Origin of the sequence: Cellulomonas alba, assembly GCF_030362835.1 — a bacterium.
In the GTDB taxonomy this organism is placed as follows: domain Bacteria; phylum Actinomycetota; class Actinomycetes; order Actinomycetales; family Cellulomonadaceae; genus Cellulomonas; species Cellulomonas alba.
Genome location: NZ_JAUCGQ010000001.1, coordinates 645176 through 664996, shown reverse-complemented (window position 1 = coordinate 664996; position 19821 = coordinate 645176). Strand labels below are relative to the sequence as shown.

Sequence of the window (19821 nt, the reverse complement as noted above, 5' to 3'; positions counted from 1 at the left end):
AAATGTCCGGATTTCACCCTCGTCACGGGGGTGTGACCGCCGCCACACTGGTCCGGGTTGTGTGGGGCACACGCACGAACGAGCAGGGGGGCTCGCGGATGCCGGGCGAGAACTGGTTCCTGAGCTACTCCGACCCGACGGGCGCCGGCCCTGCGGACCTCGTCGGGCTGCCCTGGGGATCGGGCACCGAGTACGCGCGGCGCGTGACGACGGGCGCCGCCCAGCCGTTCGACGCCGGCTGCCAGGTCGAGCCGATCCTCGGCGGGTTCTGGGCCATGAGCGCCATCCGCGACTCGCTCGTCGCGTGCCTCACCGCGGCGAGGACCGCCAAGAAGCCGCCGGGCCAGAACGGGCTCGTGTACATCGCGGGCTGGCGGCTGAACCCGCTGCGCGACCTCTCGGTGCAGAACTCGTGGCGCACGTCGTCGTGGTGGGACGCCTCGGGACGAGCGCCGGTCCAGGCGGACAAGTCCGACGAGACGGTGCTCGGCCTGCTGCTCAAGCTCATCGACGCGGGCGTCCTCGTCCGGGTCATGGTCTGGATGCCGACGTGGGCGGCCGACAAGGCGGACCCCGCGCACAGCCGCGACCACGTCTTCCTCGCGCGGGCCGTCGACGTGGCGAACGGCATCGCCAAGCGGCGGCTCGGCACGACGCGGGACATCGGCGTGGTGTGCCTCGACGCTCGGGTCGCGGACCAGGTGATGGTCGTGGCGACCCACCACCAGAAGATGTGCGTCATCCGGACGGCCGACGACGCGGTGCCCCCGGTGGCCTACGTGGGCGGCGTCGACCTCGCGTTCACGCGGCGCGACGCGCCGAAGGACCCCGCGACCGCGACCCAGCCGCCCACCGGCTGGTACGACGGCGACTGGGAGTCCGGCACGAGCGTCGGCCCCGAGAACGGGCAGACGCCGGCGGGCATCCCGCGCCTGCAGGACGCGTGGCCGTTCGGCGACGGCTCGCTGGACCACGAGTACGTCACGGCCGTCGGCGCGCTGGTGAGGCCGACCGAGAAGAAGGAGTCGGACCTCGACGTCCCGGTGTACGGCGAGTCCGCGCAGAAGTGGCACGACCAGCACCTGCGGCTGCACGGACCGGTCGTGTCGACCGTCCAGCAGCAGTTCTGCGAGCGCTGGGTCGACGACGGCTGGGTCGGCGAGGTGTCCCGCTCGCCCGCGCCGTGCCAGCAGGCGATCGAGCAGGGGCAGGCCGTGTTCTCGACCAAGGCCGCCTACTCGGCCAAGGACGACGTGCGGATGGGCGGCAACGTCATCGTCCCGCTGGACCCCGTCGACCCGGTCGGGCCGGTGGCGGGCGCCACGAGCAAGGTCCAGCTGTGGCGCACCATCCCGGCGCGGCCGCGCGGCGGGTCGGGGCTGTTCGTGCACGGCGAGTACACCGTGCTGGCCGGCTACGCCCGGGCGATGGCCGCCGCGCAGAAGCTCGTCTTCATCACGGACCAGTACTTCTGGAGCATCCCCACCGCGCGCCTCCTCAACGACCACGTGACGCGCAACGGCGACCTCGGTGTCGTCATCGTGCTGCCGCCCCACGCCGACGGCAGCAACGCCTGGTACCTCAGCCTCGCGAACGCGCAGCACAAGGCGCGGGCCAACGCGTTCGAGGCGCTCGCGGACGGCCTGACGGACGACCAGCTGCGCCAGATCGTCGTGCTCAACGCCTGGGACTCGGCGGTCGGCCAGAACCGCGGCGTCTACGTGCACGCCAAGTCCCACGTGTACGACGGGCAGCTGCTCGTGTGCGGGTCGGCGAACATCAACCGGCGGTCGCTGACGGGCGACTCGGAGATCGCGCTCGCCGTCTCGGACCCGGCCGTCGCGACCCAGCACCTCCGGAACGTCGTGGGACTCCTGACGGGCGGCGCGGCGTGGCCGGAGGTCTCCGGCAGCGGCGCGTACGACCCCGCCCGGGACCCCGGCACGACGCTCGTCGAGAACCTGCGGGCGCACCCGCCGAGGAACGCGACGTTCGACCCGCAGTGGGACCACCTCGGCGACACCGACTGGCGCCTGCCGAACGGCGTCCTGCGGTCGACGACGCAGCTCCCGGGCGCGTTCGGCACGGTCTACAACCACGTGATGGAGAGCTGCTCGCTCGAGAACGGCGCGATCGAGCGCGGGCGGAGCACGCTCGCCGACGTCACGCGCGCCGTCGAGCGGACGGCGCGGTTCGAGCGCATCGGGCGGTCGCCCGGGCTCGCCGTCCGGGCGGACGAGTCGGACCTCGCGGAGGTGCCGGGATGAGCGCGGCCGGGACTCTCGCGCCCGTCATCAAGGCGACGGCGGCAGCAGCTGCCGGGCTCGGGGAGCTGCTGGGCGACGTCGAGGACTTCGGCGACCTGCTCGCGGCGGTCGGGTGCGCGCTCGGCCCGGGCGTCGAGCTCGACCTGCAGCTCCTCGAGCCGAAGCTCGGCTCGCTGCGCGACGCACTCGGGTCGCTGGCGACCGCCTCAGGCGGGCTGGACCCCGAGGCGGACGACGAGGAGCTGGTGGGCCAGCTCGCGGTGGTCGCCACCGCGTTCGCCGCGGTGACGGCGGCCGTGGCGGCGCTCGCGACGACCCCGCTGCCGGGCGGCCTGCCCGAGCCGCTCGACGACCCGCAGACGTGGGTGGCGATCGCGGAGCGCGGCCTCGGGTTCGTCGTGCGCGCCCAGCTGGCCGAGCGGGCCCCGCAGGCGCTCGCGATCCTCGAGCTGCTCGGCGTCGCCGACCCCGGCGACTTCGACGACACGGGCGCGGTCGTCACGCGGCCGGCGACGCTGCACTGGGACCTCGTGCCGCGGCTCCTGTCCGACCCCGTCGGGGTGCTCGGTGACGCGTACGGGTGGGGCGACCTGCTCGACCAGCGGCGGCTGCTGCAGACGATCGCGGGCCTCGCGCACGCGTTCGGGCTGTCGCCCGCCGCGGACGGGCGGGACGCGATCCTGCAGATGTTCTGGACGCCGCCAGCCGCGGGGAGCGACAGTCTCGACGTCGGCGCGGTGACGCTGCCGCTCGTGACGCTCGACGCGTCCTCGGCCGTGCCCGTCCAGAGCGTCGTCGAGCTCGTCGCGTTCGGTGTGCCGGGCGCCGCCGGTGGCCCCGACGTCCGCGGTCTGGGTCTCGGCGTCGTCGCCGATGCCGCGCTGAGCACGTCGATCGCGCTCGCCGACGCCGTCAGCCTCGCGATCGCCGGCGACGTGCAGGCCGGCGTGGGTCTCGCGCTGACGCCCGACGGCGTCTCGTTCGGGAGCGCCGGCGGGGGAGCCGCGGCCGGCGGGTCCCTCACGCTCACGCTGACCGCGCGGCCGCAGCCGGCGTGGGCGTTCGGCGACCCGCAGGGCACGCGGTTCGAGACGTCGCGGCTCGAGATCTCGGTGACCGCGAAGGCCGCGGTGTCGTCGGCGCACGGCGTCGAGGACCCGAGCGTCGTGGTGCGCGTCGAGGGCGACTTCGCCGTGAACCTGGACCTCTCGTCGGGCGACGGTTTCGTCACGACGCTGCTCGGCGACGAGCCGCAGCGCATGGCGTTCACCGCGGGCGTCGAGTGGTCGTCGGCCACCGGGCTGCGGTTCCTCGGCGGACCGGCGGGCGGCGGGGCCGGTGCTCCGCTGCTCGCGACGACGCTGCCGCTCGACCTCGACGTCGCCGGCGTCCTGCACCTGTCGAGCCTCGCGCTCGAGGCGGGCGCCGCGGGTCAGGGCGCGGCGCTCCGGGCGCTCGCGAGCGGCGGCCTCGACCTCGGTCCCGTGCACGTCGTGTTTCGCCGGATCGGCGTCGCGCTGCAGATCGCGGCGCCGCCTGACGGCACGGGCAACCTCGGGCCGCTCGACGTGTCGCTCGGCCTCGCGGGTCCCGAGGCGCTCGGGCTGAGCATCGACGCGGCCGCGATCAGCGGCGGCGGCTACCTCGAGATCGACACCGTGCACGGCCGGTACGTCGGGATCGCGCAGCTCACGCTCGTCGACGTCGTCTCCGTGACCGCGATCGGCATCGTCACCACGCAGATGCCCGACGGCAGCCCCGGATTCTCGTTGCTCCTGCTCATCACCGCGCAGGGGTTCACGCCCGTCCAGCTCGGCATGGGGTTCGCGCTCACGGGCATCGGCGGTCTCGTCGCGCTCAACCGGACCGTCGACGCGGACAAGGTCCGTGGCGGGCTCAGCGACGGGATCCTCGACTCGGTGCTGTTCGTCCAGGACCCGGTGGCGAACGCGGACCGCGTCATCACGACGCTCGACTCGATCTTCCCGATCGCGCGCGACCGGCTCGTCGTCGGCCCGCTCGCGGAGATCTCGTGGGGCACGCCCGCGATCGTCAAGCTGCGCCTCGCGGTGCTGCTCGACCTGCCGATGCCGATCCGCGCGGTGATCCTCGCGGCGCTGTCCGTGACGCTGCCCGACCCCGAGACGCCGGCCGTCGAGCTGCACGTCGACGCGATCGGGGTGCTCGACCTCGGTCGGAGCCAGCTCGCGCTCGACGCGTCGCTGCACGACTCGCGGGTGCTGTCGTTCACGCTCACCGGCGACCTCGCGCTGCGGCTCGACTGGGGGCAGAACCCCGGGTTCCTGCTGTCGGCCGGGGGCTTCCACCCGCGGTTCACGCCGCCCGCGGGGCTGCGCCCGCTCAGACGGCTCGCGCTGCAGCTGACCAGCGGCAAGAACCCGCAGGTGCGGTTCGAGGCCTACCTCGCCGTCACGTCGAACACCTTGCAGATGGGTGCGAAGGCGTCCGTCGCGCTCGACGTCGGGGGGTTCAGCATCACGGGCGGCGGGTCGTTCGACGCGCTGCTGCAGTGGTCGCCGTTCCACCTCGAGGTCGACCTGGCCGCGTGGGTCAAGATCAGCGCCGGCGGCACGACGCTCCTCTCGCTGTCGCTCGCGCTGACGGTCACCGGACCCGCGCCGTGGCACCTGACGGGGACCGCGTCGTTCAGCATCCTGTTCCTCAGCGCGTCGGTGTCGGTCGACCTCACGCTCGGCTCGTCGGCCGCCGCGACCACGCCCGTGGCTGCCGTCGACGTCGGCGGGCTGCTCTGGGACGCGGTGAGCCCGGCGAGCGCGTGGGAGGCGGTGCTGCCTGCCGCGGTGTCGCCGGGCGCAGTCCTCGCGATCGGCCCCGTGAGCGCAGGCCGCGTCGTCGCGCACCCGCTCGCCACGGTGTCGGTCCGGCAGAAGGTCGCACCGCTCGGCGTCGCCGTCAGCCACGTCGGGGCGCACCTGACGACCAACGGCACGGAGACGTACGCGCTGACGCTGACCGGGCCCGCGGGCACGACGTCTCGGCCGCTCACCGACCTGTTCGCGCGCTCGCAGTACGCGACGGTGGCCGACGAGCAGAAGCTCGCGGCGCCGTCGTTCGAGCCCTTCACCTCGGGCGTCGAGCTCGCGCCGGAGCACGCCACCAGCTCGGGCCCCTCGGTGCCGTGCCTGGCGGTCGTCGACACGCTCGACGTCACCGCGCTCGACTCGCCACCCGTGTCCGGGCAGCCGGCGCCCGCGCTCGTCCCCGTCGCCGGAGGTGGCGCGTGAGCAACGCACGCACGTTCTGGTCGTGGCACCGGCGGGGCCTCGGCAGCGCGCTCGCGGGTGCGCCGGCGTCGGGGTCGCGCGCCCAGCTCCCGGCCCGCCTCGCGCTCGGCACTGCCCACGCGGCGGACGTCCCTGTCGACCTGCTCGGCCCGGGCGACGTGAGCGGTGTCGAGGCCGCGCAGGTCGTGCGGTCCGAGCCCGCCGACGGCGCCTCCGGGTTCCCCCCGTCCGAGCTCGCGTACCTCGAGCTGAGGGACGCCGACCTGCCGTGGCGGTTCAGCCCGCTCGGCCCGACGACCGCCAGCCTGCCCGACCCCGAGCAGACGGCGCCCGCGGCCGCGCAGCAGCGCGTGCAGCCGTGGCTCGCGCTCGTCGTCGTCACGGCCGCCGACGCCGAGGTGTCGTCGGGCTCCGACGGTCTGCGCACCCTCACGTGCGACGCCGCCGACCTGCCGCCGTCGGGGGAGACGTGGGCGTGGGCGCACGTGCAGCTCGTCGGCACGCCGGCCGGTCCGACCGGCGACGCGCTGTCCGACCCTGACCAGGCGTTCGCGCGGCTCGTCTGCCCGACGCGGCTCGTGGCCGACCAGCAGTACGTCGCCGCGCTCGTCCCGACCTTCGCCGCGAGCCTGGCCGCCGTCGGCCTGCCGCTGCACCCGGGTGCCGGGCCGCTCGACGCCGCGTGGCCGGCCACGGGTCCCGTGACGCTGCCCGCGTACCACGTGTGGTCGTTCGGCACGGGCGATCCCGGCACGTTCGAGACGCTCGCGCGCCGGCTGCGGCCGCGGGGTGCCCCCGCCGCGGCGAGCGGCGTGCCGCTGCGGCTCGACGGCGCCGGCTGGGGTGCCACCGCCCCCGCGGGCCGGACCGTCGTGATGCAGGGCGCGTTGCGTCCCGTCGGCGGCTCGCACGAGGCGCCGGTCGACGCGACGTTCGCCGCGTCGCTCGCGCACGCGGTGAGCGCGTCCGGCACGGGCCTCGAGCTGCGGCCGCCGCTGTACGGGCAGGACTACGCGGGCGGCGCGACGCGCGTCGACGCGACCGGCGCCGGCTGGTTCGACCAGCTCAACACCGATGCCCGGCGGCGCCTCGCCGCAGGTCTCGCGGCGTGGGCGGTCGCGGTCGAGCAGGAGGACCTGTGCGACCGGGCCTGGCAACAGCTCGCGGACGCGGGCGTGCAGGCACCCGCGGACCAGGTGGCGCAGACCGTCGCCGACGCGCTGGCGGCGCGGCACGGTGTCGGCGGCGCGGCCGGCGGGGGCGGGGGCGGGGCCACGCTCGCGGCGACGCCCGCCACGTCGGTCGCGGCGCTCGGTGCGTCGGCGGCGTCGCTCTCCGCGGCGTTCGCCCGGATCACGGCGGGGCGAGCGGCGGCGTTCGGCCGGCCGGTCGAGACGTCGGTCGGGGTGCCGGCCGTCGGGGTGCCGGCCGTCGCGGTGAGCCCGTCCGCGGCGGCGGCCGGGGGCGGTCCGACGATCGCGCGCCTGCTCCGCTCGGGCGGCCCGCTCGCGCGGCTGGGGCTCGGGACGCTGCCCGCGGCGGCGTCGCGGGTGGTGACCGCCGACCGGGCGGCCGTCGAGGCGGCCGGGACCGCCGCGCCTGCGGTGGCGTCGGCAGGACTGGTCGCGGCCGGGCTGGGGGAGGCAGGACTGGTCGCGGCAGGGCTGGGGGAGGCAGGCCTGGTCGCGGCCGGGCTCGGGGAGGCAGGACACGCGGCAGCCGCGCCGACCGCGGCCGGCCTCCCGGCGCCGCCGACCCAGCGGTTCGCGCCCACGTTCCCCGACGCCGGGCTCGACGCGCTCCAGGGCACCGCCCCCGAGTGGATCCTGCCGGGACTCGACGACCTGCCGGACGACTCGGTGCTCCTGGTCCAGACGAACCCCGCGTTCGTCGAGGCGTTCCTCGTCGGCCTCAACCACGCGCTCGCGCGCGAGCTCCAGTGGCGGCGCTACCCGCTCGACGCGACCGCGACGATGTTCCGCACGTTCTGGCCCGCGACCACGGCGACCGCGCCGGACGCGATCCCGCCCGTCGCCGGCTGGGACGCCGCGAGCGACCTCGGCAGCCACACCGCGGCGGGCGGCGGCGACCTCGTGCTCGTCCTGCGGGGCGCGCTGCTGCGGCGGTTCCCCACCGCGACCGTGTACCTGTCGGGGCAGGTCGCCGGCGGCACCGAGCAGGTGGTGCGGCCGACGATCGAGACGTACGTCGGCAAGGACACGACGCTCGTCGGCTTCCCGATGACCGCCGGCCAGGTGCTGCACCCCGCGACGGCGGGGCAGGTGTGGTCGGTCGTCCTCCAGGAGTCCGTGCTGCACACACGCTTCGGCGTCGACGACGCGCCCGACGGCGGCGGCACCGCGACCCTCCGGACGTGGCAGGACCTCGACTGGGGGCACCCGCAGCTGGCGGGCAGCCCGGTCGTCCGCGTGGCGGGGCCGCTCTTGGGCGTCGGCCGTCCGTCCGGGCCGACCACGCCGCTCGGCGCGCCGCCGCGCGTCGTGTGGGGCGCCGACAGCGCGTCGGTCGCGGCCGCCCTGACCCGCGCGCCCGTGCGGGTACGCATCCCCGTCTCGCTCTGGCTCACGGGGTGACCGGGGGCCCCGTCCGCCGATCCGCGCCCGCCCCGGAAGGAGCACCGTGTACGACCACCTGAGAGCAGCGCTGCAGGCCACGTTGTCCGTGCGCCAGCAGCAGCAGGCCGCGGCTCAGCAGAACGTGAGCAACGCGCAGGCCACGATCACGGGTGCCACGCAGGCCCTCGCTGCCGCGACGGCGTCGCTGCAGAGCAGCCAGTCGGCGCAGGCGAACGCGCAGGCGGCCGTCAACGCGGCGCTCGCCACGCAGCAGCAGCGCCAGCAGGCGGTCGACCAGGCGCAGTCCGCCGTGAGCTCGTGGCTCGCGCAGGAGCCGCCGCTGACGATCGGCGGCGACTCGTTCGCGGCCGGCGAGCGCACGACCGCGCGCGCGGGGCTCCGGGCGGGGGACGGCGACCCGATCCCGCGGCCGCGGCCCAACCCCGAGCACGCGACCTGGCTCGTCACGTACAACCAGCTGAAGGCGGCGCTCGCCGGCGCGCAGTCCGCCCTGTCCGCGGCCCAGTCGGTGACGGCGCAGGCTCAGGCGTCGCTCGGGTCGGCGAACGCCGCCGTGTCGTCGGCGCAGGCGGTGGTCGCTGCGCGCACGCAGGACGTCGCCGTGGCCAACGCCGCCCTCCGCGCCGCGCAGGGTGCGGTGCAGGCGGCGGCGACCGCGGTCGCCGAGGTGCAGGGCCAGGTCGCGGCGCTCGACGCGCGGGCGGCGCTGCTCGTCGCCGAGCCGCTCGACCGGCCCGGCATCGTCGCCGCGGCCGACGCGGAGCAGGCGGAGGTCTCGCGCCTGCGGGGGGTGCGCGCCCAGGCGAGGCAGAGCCGGTTCGCCGCGGTGGGCTCGCGCGTGACGCTGCTGGCGGCGCACGACCAGTCGGTCGCGGGGCTGCCGTCCGTCGCGACCGCGCTCAAGGGCTGGAGCGACGCGACCCTGCCCGACCCGGCCACCGTGGGCGTGCTCGTCGACCAGGTCGTGGCGTCGGCCGCCGCGCAGCGCGCCACCGCGCCACGGCACGACGACATCGCCGGCCTGGTGGCGCAGCTCGACGCGGCGATCGCGCGCCTCGGCACGAGCGTCGCGGCCGCGGTCGCCGACACCAACGCGAAGCGCGCCGCGCTCGACGCCGCGCGTGACGACGTCGAGACCGTCAACGGGGAGGCGCCGTGAAGCAGTGGGACCCCAACGGCGACACGGCGGACGACTGGCTCTGGCAGTACCGCCAGTGGAAGGCCGCGGTCGCCGCGGCGCTCAAGGCGCAGGCCGCCGCGCTCACGGCGTACAACGCCTCGGCGGCGCGCACCGCGCAGCTCCAGGCCTGGCAGAACCAGCTCTCCGCCATTGCGAACGACCTCCGGTCCCGCGTCGCGCCCTACTCGGCCTTGAACCAGCAGCTCGCGTCGCTGGACCAGCAGCTCGCCGACGTCGCCGGCCAGCTCGCCGACCACCAGGGCGCGCGCGACACCGCGACGTCGCGGCTGCTCGCGGCGGGCCCGACGGACCGGCCCGTCGTGCTGCTCCCGGTCCGGGTCCACACCGCCTGGTCCGGCAGCACGCTCGCGGTGCGCATCCTGCCCGGCGAGCTGCACGTCGACCGGCACGACCCGCGCCTGTCGGCCGTCGAGCGCACGCTGGGCACCGCCTACTGGGCGACGCGGTCGCAGCCCGGACCGGGGCAGGCCGAGCAGGCGTGGTCGGACCTCGCGCGACGCCTCACGCCGCAGCGCGCCGCGTGGGTCGCGCGGGCGACCGACCCTGCGGGCCACGCGCCGCTCGAGCGTGACGAGCTCGACGTGCAGGTCGTGGCGCGGCTGCTCCCCGACCGGTTCGCGGTCGTGCTGCTGGCCCACGGAGAGCCGGTCGACGTCTCGGCGACAGGGACGCCGGCGTTCGTCTCGTGGGGGCGCGACGTGCCGCACGACGTGCCCGTGCCGCTCCTCGCGACGCCCGCCGACCGCCCGTGGACCACGGACCTCGACGCCGCGGTGGCGAACGGGCTCGCGCTGCGCATCCCGCTCCGCACCGGCGCCCCCGCGATCGACGAGCTCGTGGTGGTCGGCGTCCGTTCCGGGTCGACGCCGGACGACCTCGCCGCGCTGCTGCAGGCGCACGTCTACGGCGCGGGTCTCGAGGTGCTCCCCGACGGGACGCCGACGAACAACGCCGACGCCGCCCGCAGTGCGCGGTCGGCCGAGCACGACCGCGAGGTGCTGGGCGCGCTGGTCGGGGCACCGCCGGCGACGACGCTCGACGCGGGCGCGGGCGGCCGGTCGCTCGGCGCGCTCCTCGGCCTCACGGACGCGCAGGTCGCGCCGCTGCCGGGGGCCGCGGCGCCGCGCGGTGCCGTGACCGCCGCGGTGGGCGCGCTCGTGCGCGCCGCGGCCTCCGGGACGCTGTCGCGCCGCTACGGCACGGCGGACCTCGCCGACCTCACGCCCGCGGGCGTCGCACCCGCGTTGCGCGTCGGCGCGCAGCCGTTCGGCATCCTGCCGGCGCTCGACGCCTCGGCGTGGACGCCGTCCGCCGACGCGGCCGAGCAGCGGTTGACGGCCGCGGTGCACGACCTCGCGGCCCGCCACACGCTGCCGCTCGACGTCGACCCCGCGACGCCGCCCCCGCCGCCGCCCGGGCCGCGGCGCGCGACGCGCGACGACGACTCGGCGATCGTCGACGTGCTCGTCGAGGTCGCGACGTCGGTGGGCTGGTCGTCCGCCGGCGGGTCGTGGTCCGGCGTCGACGCGGTCGTCGGCCCGGCAACCGGTCCGCAGTCGCCCGCGCAGTACCTGTCGCGGCTCGCGCAGGGCGACCGGTCGGCCGACCTGCTCGCGGCGGCGCGCGAGTCGGTGCTCGGGGCGCTCGCGGTCGCCGCCGCGTCGGGGACGGGCGCGGGCGTGCCCGCCGGCCTGTCGACGCTCGCCGCGGCGGCCACGTCCGACGCCGACCGGGCCGCGCTCGCGGTCGCGCTCGGTCAGCAGCTCGACGTGCTCTCGCACCGGCTCGACGCGTGGGTCACGGGCGCGGCGTCCCGCCGGCGAGCGACCGGAGCCGCGGGGCGGCCGGTGATCGGTGCGTACGGGTACCTCGCGCAGGTGGCGCCGCGCACCGTGCCGCGCACGTTCGGGCACGTCCTGGCGCCGTCGCTCGGCCACGCGGCGACCGCCGCGGTGCTGCGCTCGGGCTACCTCGGCCAGCGGCGCACCGCGTGGGCGGCGCGGCTCGCGGCCGCCACCGCGGCGCAGGACGTCGCCGGGGTCGCGGCGGCGCGGGCGGGGCTCGCGGCGCTGGCGCCGCTCGACGACGCGACCGAGTCCCGCCTGCCGATGGCGATCGACCTCTCCTCGCGACGCGTCCGGCGCGCCCGCGCGGTGCTCGCGGACGTGCGGCAGGGGCTGCCGCTCGCGGCGGTGCTCGGGCAGCAGTTCGAGCAGGGTCTCGTCGCGGGCGGCCTGCAGCGCTACCTCGCGGCATTCCGCAAGCTCACGCGCTTCTCGGCGGGCACCGAGCTGGAGCAGCTCGAGGCGGCGCGCCGCACCGCCGCGAACGCCGTGACGGCCGCGCAGCTGCGTGCCGAGCAGGCGCACGCCGCGGTCGACGCGCAGGCGGGTCCGGTGGCGGACGCGCGGGCTGCGGCGGCGACCGCGCAGGCGGCGCTCACCGCGGCGCAGACGGCGTGGGCGCCGTTCCAGGTGAAGGTCGACGCGCAGACGGCCGCCGCCGCCGCGCTGACCACCGCGCAGAGCACGCTCGCGACCCTGCTCGCGAACCCGCCGAGCTCGACGTCGCACACGACGAGCTACCAGATCCCGGTGACGACATGACGGGGACCGAGAGGGTGGACCCACGGCCATGAGAACGACGAACGACCCGGTGACGATGCCGGACCCGGTCGACGACGCGGCGCTGACCCAGTGGTCCCAGGCGGTGGCGGCAGCACGCCGTGCCGTGGCCAAGGCGCAGAGCGACTACGACAGCGCGACGGCGGCGCTCGACCTCGGCGACCCGAACAGCCCCGCCAGCCGAGCAAAGGCGACGCTGACGGCCGCGGGCGCGGCGAACGTGCAGGCGGACAACGCGCTCGGCGCCGCGCAGAACCAGCAGGCGACCCTGCAGGCCGCCGCGGCGACCGCGGACGCCGGGGTGCTGTCCGCCCAGGCTGCGCTCGCCGCGGCGACGCAGTCGGTCAGCAAGGAGCTCGGCCGGCTCATGGCGTCGGCGTCGACGTCCGCCCTGCTGACCGCGACGGTCGACGGGCTCGCGCTCCGCGAGCGGTACCGCACCGGCGGCGCCACCAACCCGCCCGTCTGGGACATGGCGACGATCCCGTTCCGCGCCACCGCGACCGACACGCCCGTCGACCCGGAGGTGGCGCTCCCCGTGCTCGGCAGCGCGGACCATGCCGCGGTCGTCGCGGTGCTCGACGCGCTCGACGACACGGTCGACGCGATCGCGGACCTCGTCGCCGCGGAGGGCGTGCACCAGCTCGTCGGGGGCAACCTCGTGCGGTCGGGCGCGGCGCTCGACCTCGCGGCGACCGGCGCGGTGCCCGACGAGCTCGAGGTCGTCACGACGCCGGTGCGCGGCTACGACGTGACGCACCGCGTGCTCGTGCTCGGCGAGGCGACCCCGACCGCCGCGTGGCACGCGCCGGTGGCAAGCGTCGTCGGCGCGGTCGACCCGGCCTGGGTGGCGTGGCTCGCGAGCCTCGTGCCGGACCCGGCGCGCGTCCACCTGGCCGCCGTCGCGCTCGACGGCGGCTCGGGCGCGGTGCTGGGAGCGGTCGACCTGACGGCGGACGCGCTGGGGCTCGACGCGTCCGACTGGCTGCGCGTCGCGGCGGACCGCGGGGAGCTGGCGGCGCGCGTGGCAGCGGTCGCCCGGCCACGGCTGGCCGCGTCGATCGGTCGCCCGGTGGACGGCCCCGTCGCGCTCGGGCCGGCCGTCGCACCGCCCGCGGGCGCGGTGCCGTTCGACGCGTTCGTCGCCGCGTGCGCCGCGGTGCGGTCCGTCGCCGGCCGCGTGCGGGCGCTCGGGCCGGCGGACCTGGCACCGGCCGGCCAGGACGCGGTGCCCGTCTCGGCGGCGGTCGAGGCGGCGGCCGTCACCGCCGTGACGCAGGTGCAGACGGCGCTCGCGACGCTCGACGCCGACCTGGCCGCGGCGCCCACCACGGCGAGCGACCCGCTCGTCGGTGTGCTCCTGCGGGCCACAGCGCTCGGGCTCGCCGAGGCCACCCCGCCGCTCGCGGAGGGACCGGTGGACGACGCGGCGCTGCGCTCGCTCGCGGCCACGGCGCGGCGCCGGCTCGCGGACCGCCTGGCCGTTCCGCCGTTCGCCGCGTCTGCCGCCGGTCCGGACGCGACGCTCGCCGCCGCGCGGTCCGCGCTGCGCACGCTGTGCGGTGCGCCCGTGCCGCTGCTGCTGCCGGTGCCCCTGCCGTCCGACGCCGCGCTGCGCACGGACCTGCGCGAGGGCGCGGCCCTGCGCGAGGGCGCGGCGGTCCTGGCGGGGGCGACTCCCGCGGCCGTCCGGGACTGGCTCTACGACCACGCGCGCGTGCGCCCCGTGCTCGACGCGCTGCTCACCGCCTACGACACGGCCGACGCGGTCGCCCCGACGGCGACGCTGCGCGTCCGCGCGACGCACGGGCCAAGGGTCGCGGGCGCGGGCTGGGCGGGCCTGGACCCGGCGCCTGCGCCGGGCCTGGTCGACCTCGTCGTGCTCCGCACGGGCGGGACGGCCGTGCCCGACCAGGTCGCGGGCCTCGCGGTCGATGCCTGGGTGCAGACCGTGACCGCCTCCGGGCACGACGCGGCGCTCGCGTTCCACTTCGACGAGCCCGACGCCGACCCGCCGCAGGCCGTGCTGGTCGCCGTGCCACCGTCGGTCGACCCCGCCCGCGTGCCCCGGGCCTGGGATCTCGCGAGCCTGCTCGGCGTGGTGACGTCCACGATCGCGCAGGCGGCCGACCGCGCCGTCGCGGCGGAGCTCGTGCCCGACGCGTCGGTCCAGCTCGGGAGCGGGCAGTGACCGCCGTGACGGGCGCGCTGCGCCCGACCTCGACGGCCGTCGCGGACGGCGACCGCCTGGCCGCGGTGGCCGCCCCGGTGCGCGACCCGCTGTGGTTCGTGTCCCGCCAGCTGCAGACGCAGGGCTTCCTCGCCGACGACGGCGGCTCACCGGTCGCGGTCTCCGTCGCCGTGACGACCGCGCCGCTCGCGCTCGACGGGCGCCCGCTCACCGGTCCCGTGGCACCCGCCGTCGAGGCCGAGCCGGCCGTGCCGCGCGACCGCGTCGACACCGCGACGCGCGTGCGCTGGGCGACCGAGCTGTTCCGCCGGGTGGCCGACGCCGGCGTGCCGGCCGCGACGGTCGCCGCGCTGCGGTCCGGCCTCGCGGGCGCGTCGCCGCTGCGCACCGTGCTGGCGGGGTCGTCGGTGGCCCCGGTGGCCGGCCTGCTGCCGGACCCCGTCGCGCTCTGGACCACGTGGTCCGCCGCCGTCGGCGCCGACGGCTCGACCGGCACGCTGCCCGCGCTGCCCGGCTCGGGGTCGTCGCGCGCGGCGATCGAGCCCGTCGTGCGGGCATGGGTCGCGTGGCTGTCGCCGCGCCTCGGGCCGGTCGGCGGGTCGCGGGCGCCGGCACGGTGGAGCGGACGCGGCGTCGGGTACGCGTTCGGGCTCACCGCCGGCCAGGTCTCGCTCAGTGCGCCGGACCACGACGGCGGAACGGTGGAGTGGCACACGTTCGACCGCTCGGCCGCGACTACGGCACCCGCCGCCGCCGCGCCGGTGACGGTCCGGCCCTCGCCCGTCCGGTACGCCGGCATGCCCGAACGCGGTTTCTGGACGATGGAGGACGGCGCGGTCGACCTCGGCGCGCTCGCGACGCAGGACCCGGCGCGTGCGCTGCTGGTGGCGTTCGCGAACGGCTACGCCAACGACTGGTTCGTGGTGCCGGTCGACCTCCCGGACGGCCTCTCCGCGGTCGCGTCGCTGCAGGTCACCGACACGTTCGGCACGGTGACGACCGTCGCGGCCGCCGCGGCGCTGGACGGCCCGCACGCGCGGTTCCGGCTGTGGGAGCTGACGGCACCGCCGACGGCGAACGACGCGGCGGTCGGCGCCCGGCTGCTCCTGCCCGCCGCGGCGCCGCCGCTCGAAGGACCCGCACGGGAGGACGTGCTGCTCGGGCGCGACGAGATGGCGAACCTCGGCTGGCTCGTCGAGCTGACGACGACCGACGAGGACGGCGCGCCGGTCGACCGGTACCGCCGCTGGCTCACGCTCCGCACCGACGACGCCGCGACCGGCGCCACGCGCCCGGGCCCGACCGCCGGGGGAGCGGCCGCGACGCGGTACTACCGGCTCGGCACGACGCTCGCCGACTTCTGGTACCCGCTGCGCGCGCAGCAGGACGGCTCGCTGGGGCTCGCGACGGTCCCCGCCGGCGCGACCGACGTCACGGACCTCGGCGTCGTCGGCTCGCTCGTGCCGCACGCCGCGGGCACCGCGGTCGACGACGACGCGATCCCGCGGACGGGCGCGCGCGTGATGCGGGTGGACCGGGTCGCGTACACCGCCGCGGGCCGCCGCGTCTGGTCGGCCCGTCGCCGCGCGCCGGGCACGGGCGAGGCGTCCTCGGGTCTGCGGTTCGACACCGTCGGCGAGGGGAGGCCGACACAGAACGTGGTGCAGAACCCGGGCCTCACGGTCGCGGACCGCACGGCGGGCACCCGCGCGCTCGTCGGGGCCGGTCGGGCGGCAGCCGCGGTCGTCGGCTGGGAGGTCGTCGGCGCGAAGGGCGGCCGCGCGACGTCCGTGGTCGAGCCCGCGACGCGCACGCGCGACGGCTGGCAGCTGCACGTCACGGCGTCGGTCGCGCGTTCCGGGGTCGCGCAGCGGCTCGCCGAGTCGGTGCCCGCGGGCGCCGAGCTCTCGGCCTGGGTCTACGTGCTGCGCGGCCAGGTCGGGCTCGTCGGCGGACGGTCGGTGGCGGGACGGCCGGCGGCGCAGTCGAGCGGCACGGGGCGGTGGGAGCACCTGACGGCGCGCGCATCGGGCGCGGTCGGGCAGGTCGCGCTCGTGGCGGAGGGCGGCGGAGCCGAGTTCCTCGTCGACCGGCTGACGGTGCGTCTCGACGCGCAGCGCCCGGCAGGCTGACCCGGTGGCTTCCCCGCGCGCCGACCTCGTCGAGCGCTCGGCGCCGTTCCTGCCGCCCGGCAGCGTCGTCCGGCAGGCGTTCGTGGCGCAGTCGGCGCCGAGCTTCGCGGCCTTCGTCGTCACGTACGTGACGGGTCTCGCGATCTTCGGCAACCGGTACAGGTGCGTGGCCGTCACGGCCGACGGCATCTACGTCCTCGAGGGCACGAAGGCGTCGGGCGGCGCGCGGCCCGTCGCCCTCGTCGGCGCGATGCCGCGGTCGACGCCGCTCGGCCCGGTCGCGGGACGGTGGGCCGAGGTGGAGCTGCTGGGCGAGCGGCACTGGGTGCACCGGCGGTTCCACGACCAGGTCGCGGCGGCGGATCGCGAGGCGCCGACGGCGCCGGGAGCGAGTCCGGAGACGGCTGCGATACCTAATTCCGACTAATCCGGTCCACAATATGGAATATGACCGGCCGAGCGTTGACACCCGCTCGGGCGCTTCGTAAGTTCCGGCGCACCGAGGCAGTCACCTCGGCTGAACGTGGTCATGAGCTCCGACGCCAAGCCCCGGCTCGTCGGACGGCAACCCTCCCGCGCGGCGGGGTGCCCCGGGTGAGGACCAGGCGTGCGCGACCCGTCGCGCACGCAACGACGCGGTGGCCCTCGCGGGCTGGAGAAGGAGAACGGTGATGGGTGCGTCGAACCGGCTGACCGGCCACGTCGCGCGCGAGCTCGGGCCGCGCGCCGGCGCCGTGCACCCCTGTTGTCGCTGACCAGGCGCCCTCCCTCCCTTTGCTGACGAACCCCGGCCGGCCGCGCGCCGCCGGTGGTCGCCCCCTCCTGCCGTCCGCCGCCGCTCGGCGGCGTGCCCCGCCGTGCCCGACCCCTGAACGGAGCGCACCTCGATGTCCGCACCATCCACCGCCTCGGCCCGTCGCCGCGGACCACTCGTTCACCTCGGCGTCGACCTCACCGACGCAGGCGCGCACCCCGCGGCGTGGCGCGCGTCCGGCAGCCGGCCGGAGCGGGTGTTCGACGCCGCGCGGCTCACCGAGCTCGTCGCCCGGGCGCAGAGCGGCCTGCTGGACTTCGTGGCGCTCGACGACGCGTTCACGCTGCAGCCGCGGTCGGGCGGCGTGCGCGGTCGGCTCGACGCGGCCCTGGTCGCCGCGCGGCTCGCGCCGCGGAGCGCAGGCATCGGCCTCGTCGCGACCGTCGACACGACCCACACCGAGCCGTTCCACGTCTCGAAGGCGATCGCGACCATCGACCACGTCAGCCAGGGCCGCGCGGGGTGGCAGGTGGCGTGGTCGACGAGCGACGCCGCCGCCGCGGCGTTCGGCCGGAAGCCGCCGCAGAGCGAGGCGGACGCGATCGAGGAGGCCGACGAGGCGGCCCACGTCATCGCGCGGCTGTGGGACAGCTGGGAGGACGACGCCGAGATCCGCGACGTCGCGACCGGGCGGTTCGTCGACCGCGAGAAGCTGCACTACGTCGACCACGAGGGCATCCGGTTCGCGGTGAAGGGCCCGTCGATCACGCCCCGACCCCCGCAGGGCCGGCCCCCGGTCGTCGTCCCGGTGACGGGCGACGACGCGCTGCGGCTCGCGGCGAGCCGGGCCGACGTGGCGCGCGTCCAGGCGGCGACCGCCGAGGAGGCGGGCGAGCTGCGCGACCGGCTGCGCTCCGCCGCGCAGGACGCGGAACGCGACCCGGACGAGCTGCGCGTGCTCGTCGATGCGAACGTCGTCCTCGGCGCCGACGAGCCCACCGCCCGCGCGCGGTTCGAGCTTCTCCAGGACCTCGACGACGCGCGGTGGGACGGCTCGCTCGCCCACGTCGGCACCGCGCACACGCTCACCTCCACGGTCGAGGAGTGGGTCCGGGCCGGCGCCGCCGACGGCTTCGTGCTGCGGCCCGCGTCGCTCGCCACCGACCTCGACGCGGTCGTCGCGCACACCGTCCCCGCGCTCCAGCGGCTCGGCCTGTTCCGCACCGCGTACCCGGGCACGACGCTGCGCGACACGCTCGGCCTCGCGCGCCCGGCCAACGTCTTCGCCACCTCGGCCTGAACGGACACCGACCATGACGCGCACGAAGCCGATCCACCTCGGGGTGCACTTCCCGGGGGTCAACAACACGACCGTCTGGAGCGACCCGGGCTCGGGCAGCCAGATCGAGTTCTCCTCGTTCGAGCACCTCGCGCGGCGCGCCGAGGCCGCCAAGCTCGACTTCTTCTTCCTCGCGGAGGGCCTGCGGCTGCGCGAGCACAAGGGTCGGATCCACGACCTGGACGTCGTCGGCCGACCGGACACGCTGCCCGTGCTCGCGGCGCTCGCCGCGGTGACGGACCGGATCGGTCTCGCCGGGACGATCAACACGACGTTCAACGAGCCGTGGGAGCTCGCCCGTCAGTTCGCGACGCTCGACGTGCTCTCCGGCGGGCGGGCCGCGTGGAACCTGGTGACGAGCTCGGACGCGTTCACGGGCGCCAACTTCCGGCGCGGCGGCTACCTGCAGTACGACGACCGGTACGCCCGCGCGGGCGAGGTCGTCGAGGTGGCGCGTGCGCTCTGGGACTCGTGGGACGACGACGCGGTGCTCGGCGACCCGTCCTCCGCCGCGTTCCTGCGTCCGGGCGCCGTGCGCCGCGTCGACCACCACGGCCGGTTCGTCGACGCGGTGGGCGAGTTCACGACGCCGCGCGGGCCGCAGGGACACCCCGTCCTGTTCCAGGCGGGCGACTCGAGCGACGGCCGCGAGTTCGCGGCTCGCGCGGCCGACGTGGTGTTCTCCGCGCACGCCACCTACGACGACGGCCGCGCGTTCTACGACGACGTCAAGGGCCGGCTCGCCGCGTACGGGCGCGACCGCGACTCGCTCAAGATCCTGCCGGCCGTCACGGTGACGCTCGGCGCGACGGCGGCCGAGGCCGAGGAGCGGGCCCGCCACATCCGCCGGCAGCAGGTGTCGGGACCGACCGCGATCGCGTTCCTCGAGCAGGTCTGGGGCCGCGACCTCGAGGCGTACGACCCCGACGGTCCGCTGCCCGACGTCGAGCCGGACGTCGACGGCGCGAGCATCACGCGCGGCCGGGTGCGGCACGTGCGCGACCCGCTGGCGGTCGCGCGCGCGTGGCGCGAGCAGGCGGCGGCGAACCGCTGGTCGATCCGCGACCTCGTGATCGCGGTGACGACCCGCGGCGGGTTCGTCGGGACGCCCGAGGCCGTCGCCGCGGACATCGAGCGGCACGTGCACGAGGACGCTGCCGACGGCTTCATCCTCGTGCCCCACCTGACGCCGGGGGGCCTCGACGACGTGTTCGACCAGGTCGTGCCGCTGCTCCAGGAGCGCGGGTCGTTCCGCCGCGAGTACGCGGGGACCACCCTGCGCGACCACCTGGGCCTGGCCCGGCCGGCCGTCGCGCGACCCGTCGACGCCGGCGTCGCGGAGCTCGTCGGATGACGCGCCGACCCGTCGTCCCGCGAGCCACCCCCACCGCCCACCGGCGATCCGTCCGGCCGACCACCCGTCCCGTCCCGCACGGCGCGCTCTACCGCG

Annotated in this window: 10 protein-coding genes and 1 riboswitch; all 10 genes read left to right on the top strand. The window is 77.0% G+C overall.

Translation table 11 applies throughout. From position 1 onward, the window contains the following. The first annotated feature begins 98 nt into the window (after positions 1-98). The 10 genes from QRT04_RS02960 to QRT04_RS02915 all read left to right on the top strand — a co-directional run bounded on the left by QRT04_RS02960 (position 99) and on the right by QRT04_RS02915 (position 19725). Positions 99-2267 carry a phospholipase D-like domain-containing protein gene (locus QRT04_RS02960; protein ID WP_289453397.1) on the top strand — a complete coding sequence of 723 codons (2169 nt, stop codon included), beginning with the start codon at positions 99-101 and terminating at the stop codon, positions 2265-2267. Continuing rightward, positions 2264-5533, top strand: coding sequence for a DUF6603 domain-containing protein (locus QRT04_RS02955; protein ID WP_289453396.1), 3270 nt, complete (start codon positions 2264-2266; stop codon positions 5531-5533). Before QRT04_RS02960 ends, QRT04_RS02955 begins: the two co-directional genes overlap by 4 nt. Beyond that, positions 5530-8127 carry a hypothetical protein gene (locus tag QRT04_RS02950; RefSeq protein ID WP_289453395.1) on the top strand — a complete coding sequence of 866 codons (2598 nt, stop codon included), beginning with the start codon at positions 5530-5532 and terminating at the stop codon, positions 8125-8127. Before QRT04_RS02955 ends, QRT04_RS02950 begins: the two co-directional genes overlap by 4 nt. A gap of 46 nt (positions 8128-8173) precedes the next feature. Beyond that, complete coding sequence (locus QRT04_RS02945; protein ID WP_289453394.1) at positions 8174-9289, top strand: hypothetical protein; 1116 nt, start codon at positions 8174-8176, stop codon at positions 9287-9289. After that, positions 9286-11937: a serine/threonine-protein kinase gene (locus QRT04_RS02940; protein ID WP_289453393.1), complete on the top strand. Its 2652-nt coding sequence runs from the start codon at positions 9286-9288 to the stop codon at positions 11935-11937. Before QRT04_RS02945 ends, QRT04_RS02940 begins: the two co-directional genes overlap by 4 nt. A 28-nt stretch (positions 11938-11965) precedes the next feature. Next, a complete protein-coding gene (locus QRT04_RS02935; RefSeq protein WP_289453392.1) occupies positions 11966-14146 on the top strand; it encodes a hypothetical protein in 2181 nt (726 codons plus the stop codon). Next, on the top strand, positions 14143-16278 hold the full coding sequence (locus QRT04_RS02930; protein WP_289453391.1) for a hypothetical protein: 2136 nt from the start codon (positions 14143-14145) through the stop codon (positions 16276-16278). Before QRT04_RS02935 ends, QRT04_RS02930 begins: the two co-directional genes overlap by 4 nt. Before the next feature lie 4 nt (positions 16279-16282). Beyond that, positions 16283-16705: a hypothetical protein gene (locus QRT04_RS02925; protein WP_289453390.1), complete on the top strand. Its 423-nt coding sequence runs from the start codon at positions 16283-16285 to the stop codon at positions 16703-16705. 98 nt (positions 16706-16803) lie between these two features. Continuing rightward, positions 16804-16918, top strand: a riboswitch (SAM riboswitch). Between the two features lie 247 nt (positions 16919-17165). After that, positions 17166-18332, top strand: a complete 1167-nt coding sequence (locus tag QRT04_RS02920; protein ID WP_289453389.1) for an LLM class flavin-dependent oxidoreductase — start codon at positions 17166-17168, stop codon at positions 18330-18332. A gap of 13 nt (positions 18333-18345) precedes the next feature. Continuing rightward, positions 18346-19725, top strand: coding sequence for an NtaA/DmoA family FMN-dependent monooxygenase (locus QRT04_RS02915; protein WP_289453388.1), 1380 nt, complete (start codon positions 18346-18348; stop codon positions 19723-19725). Positions 19726-19821: the final 96 nt, after the last annotated feature.

What these genes read in the sequence shown, in the direction of transcription:
- QRT04_RS02920 (WP_289453389.1), top strand. Translation starts at nt 17,166, where the DNA reads ATGTCCGCACCATCCACCGCCTCGGCCCGTCGCCGCGGACCACTCGTT.
- QRT04_RS02935 (WP_289453392.1), top strand. Translation starts at nt 11,966, where the DNA reads ATGAGAACGACGAACGACCCGGTGACGATGCCGGACCCGGTCGACGAC.
- QRT04_RS02915 (WP_289453388.1), top strand. Translation starts at nt 18,346, where the DNA reads ATGACGCGCACGAAGCCGATCCACCTCGGGGTGCACTTCCCGGGGGTC.
- QRT04_RS02955 (WP_289453396.1), top strand. Translation starts at nt 2,264, where the DNA reads ATGAGCGCGGCCGGGACTCTCGCGCCCGTCATCAAGGCGACGGCGGCA.
- QRT04_RS02960 (WP_289453397.1), top strand. Translation starts at nt 99, where the DNA reads ATGCCGGGCGAGAACTGGTTCCTGAGCTACTCCGACCCGACGGGCGCC.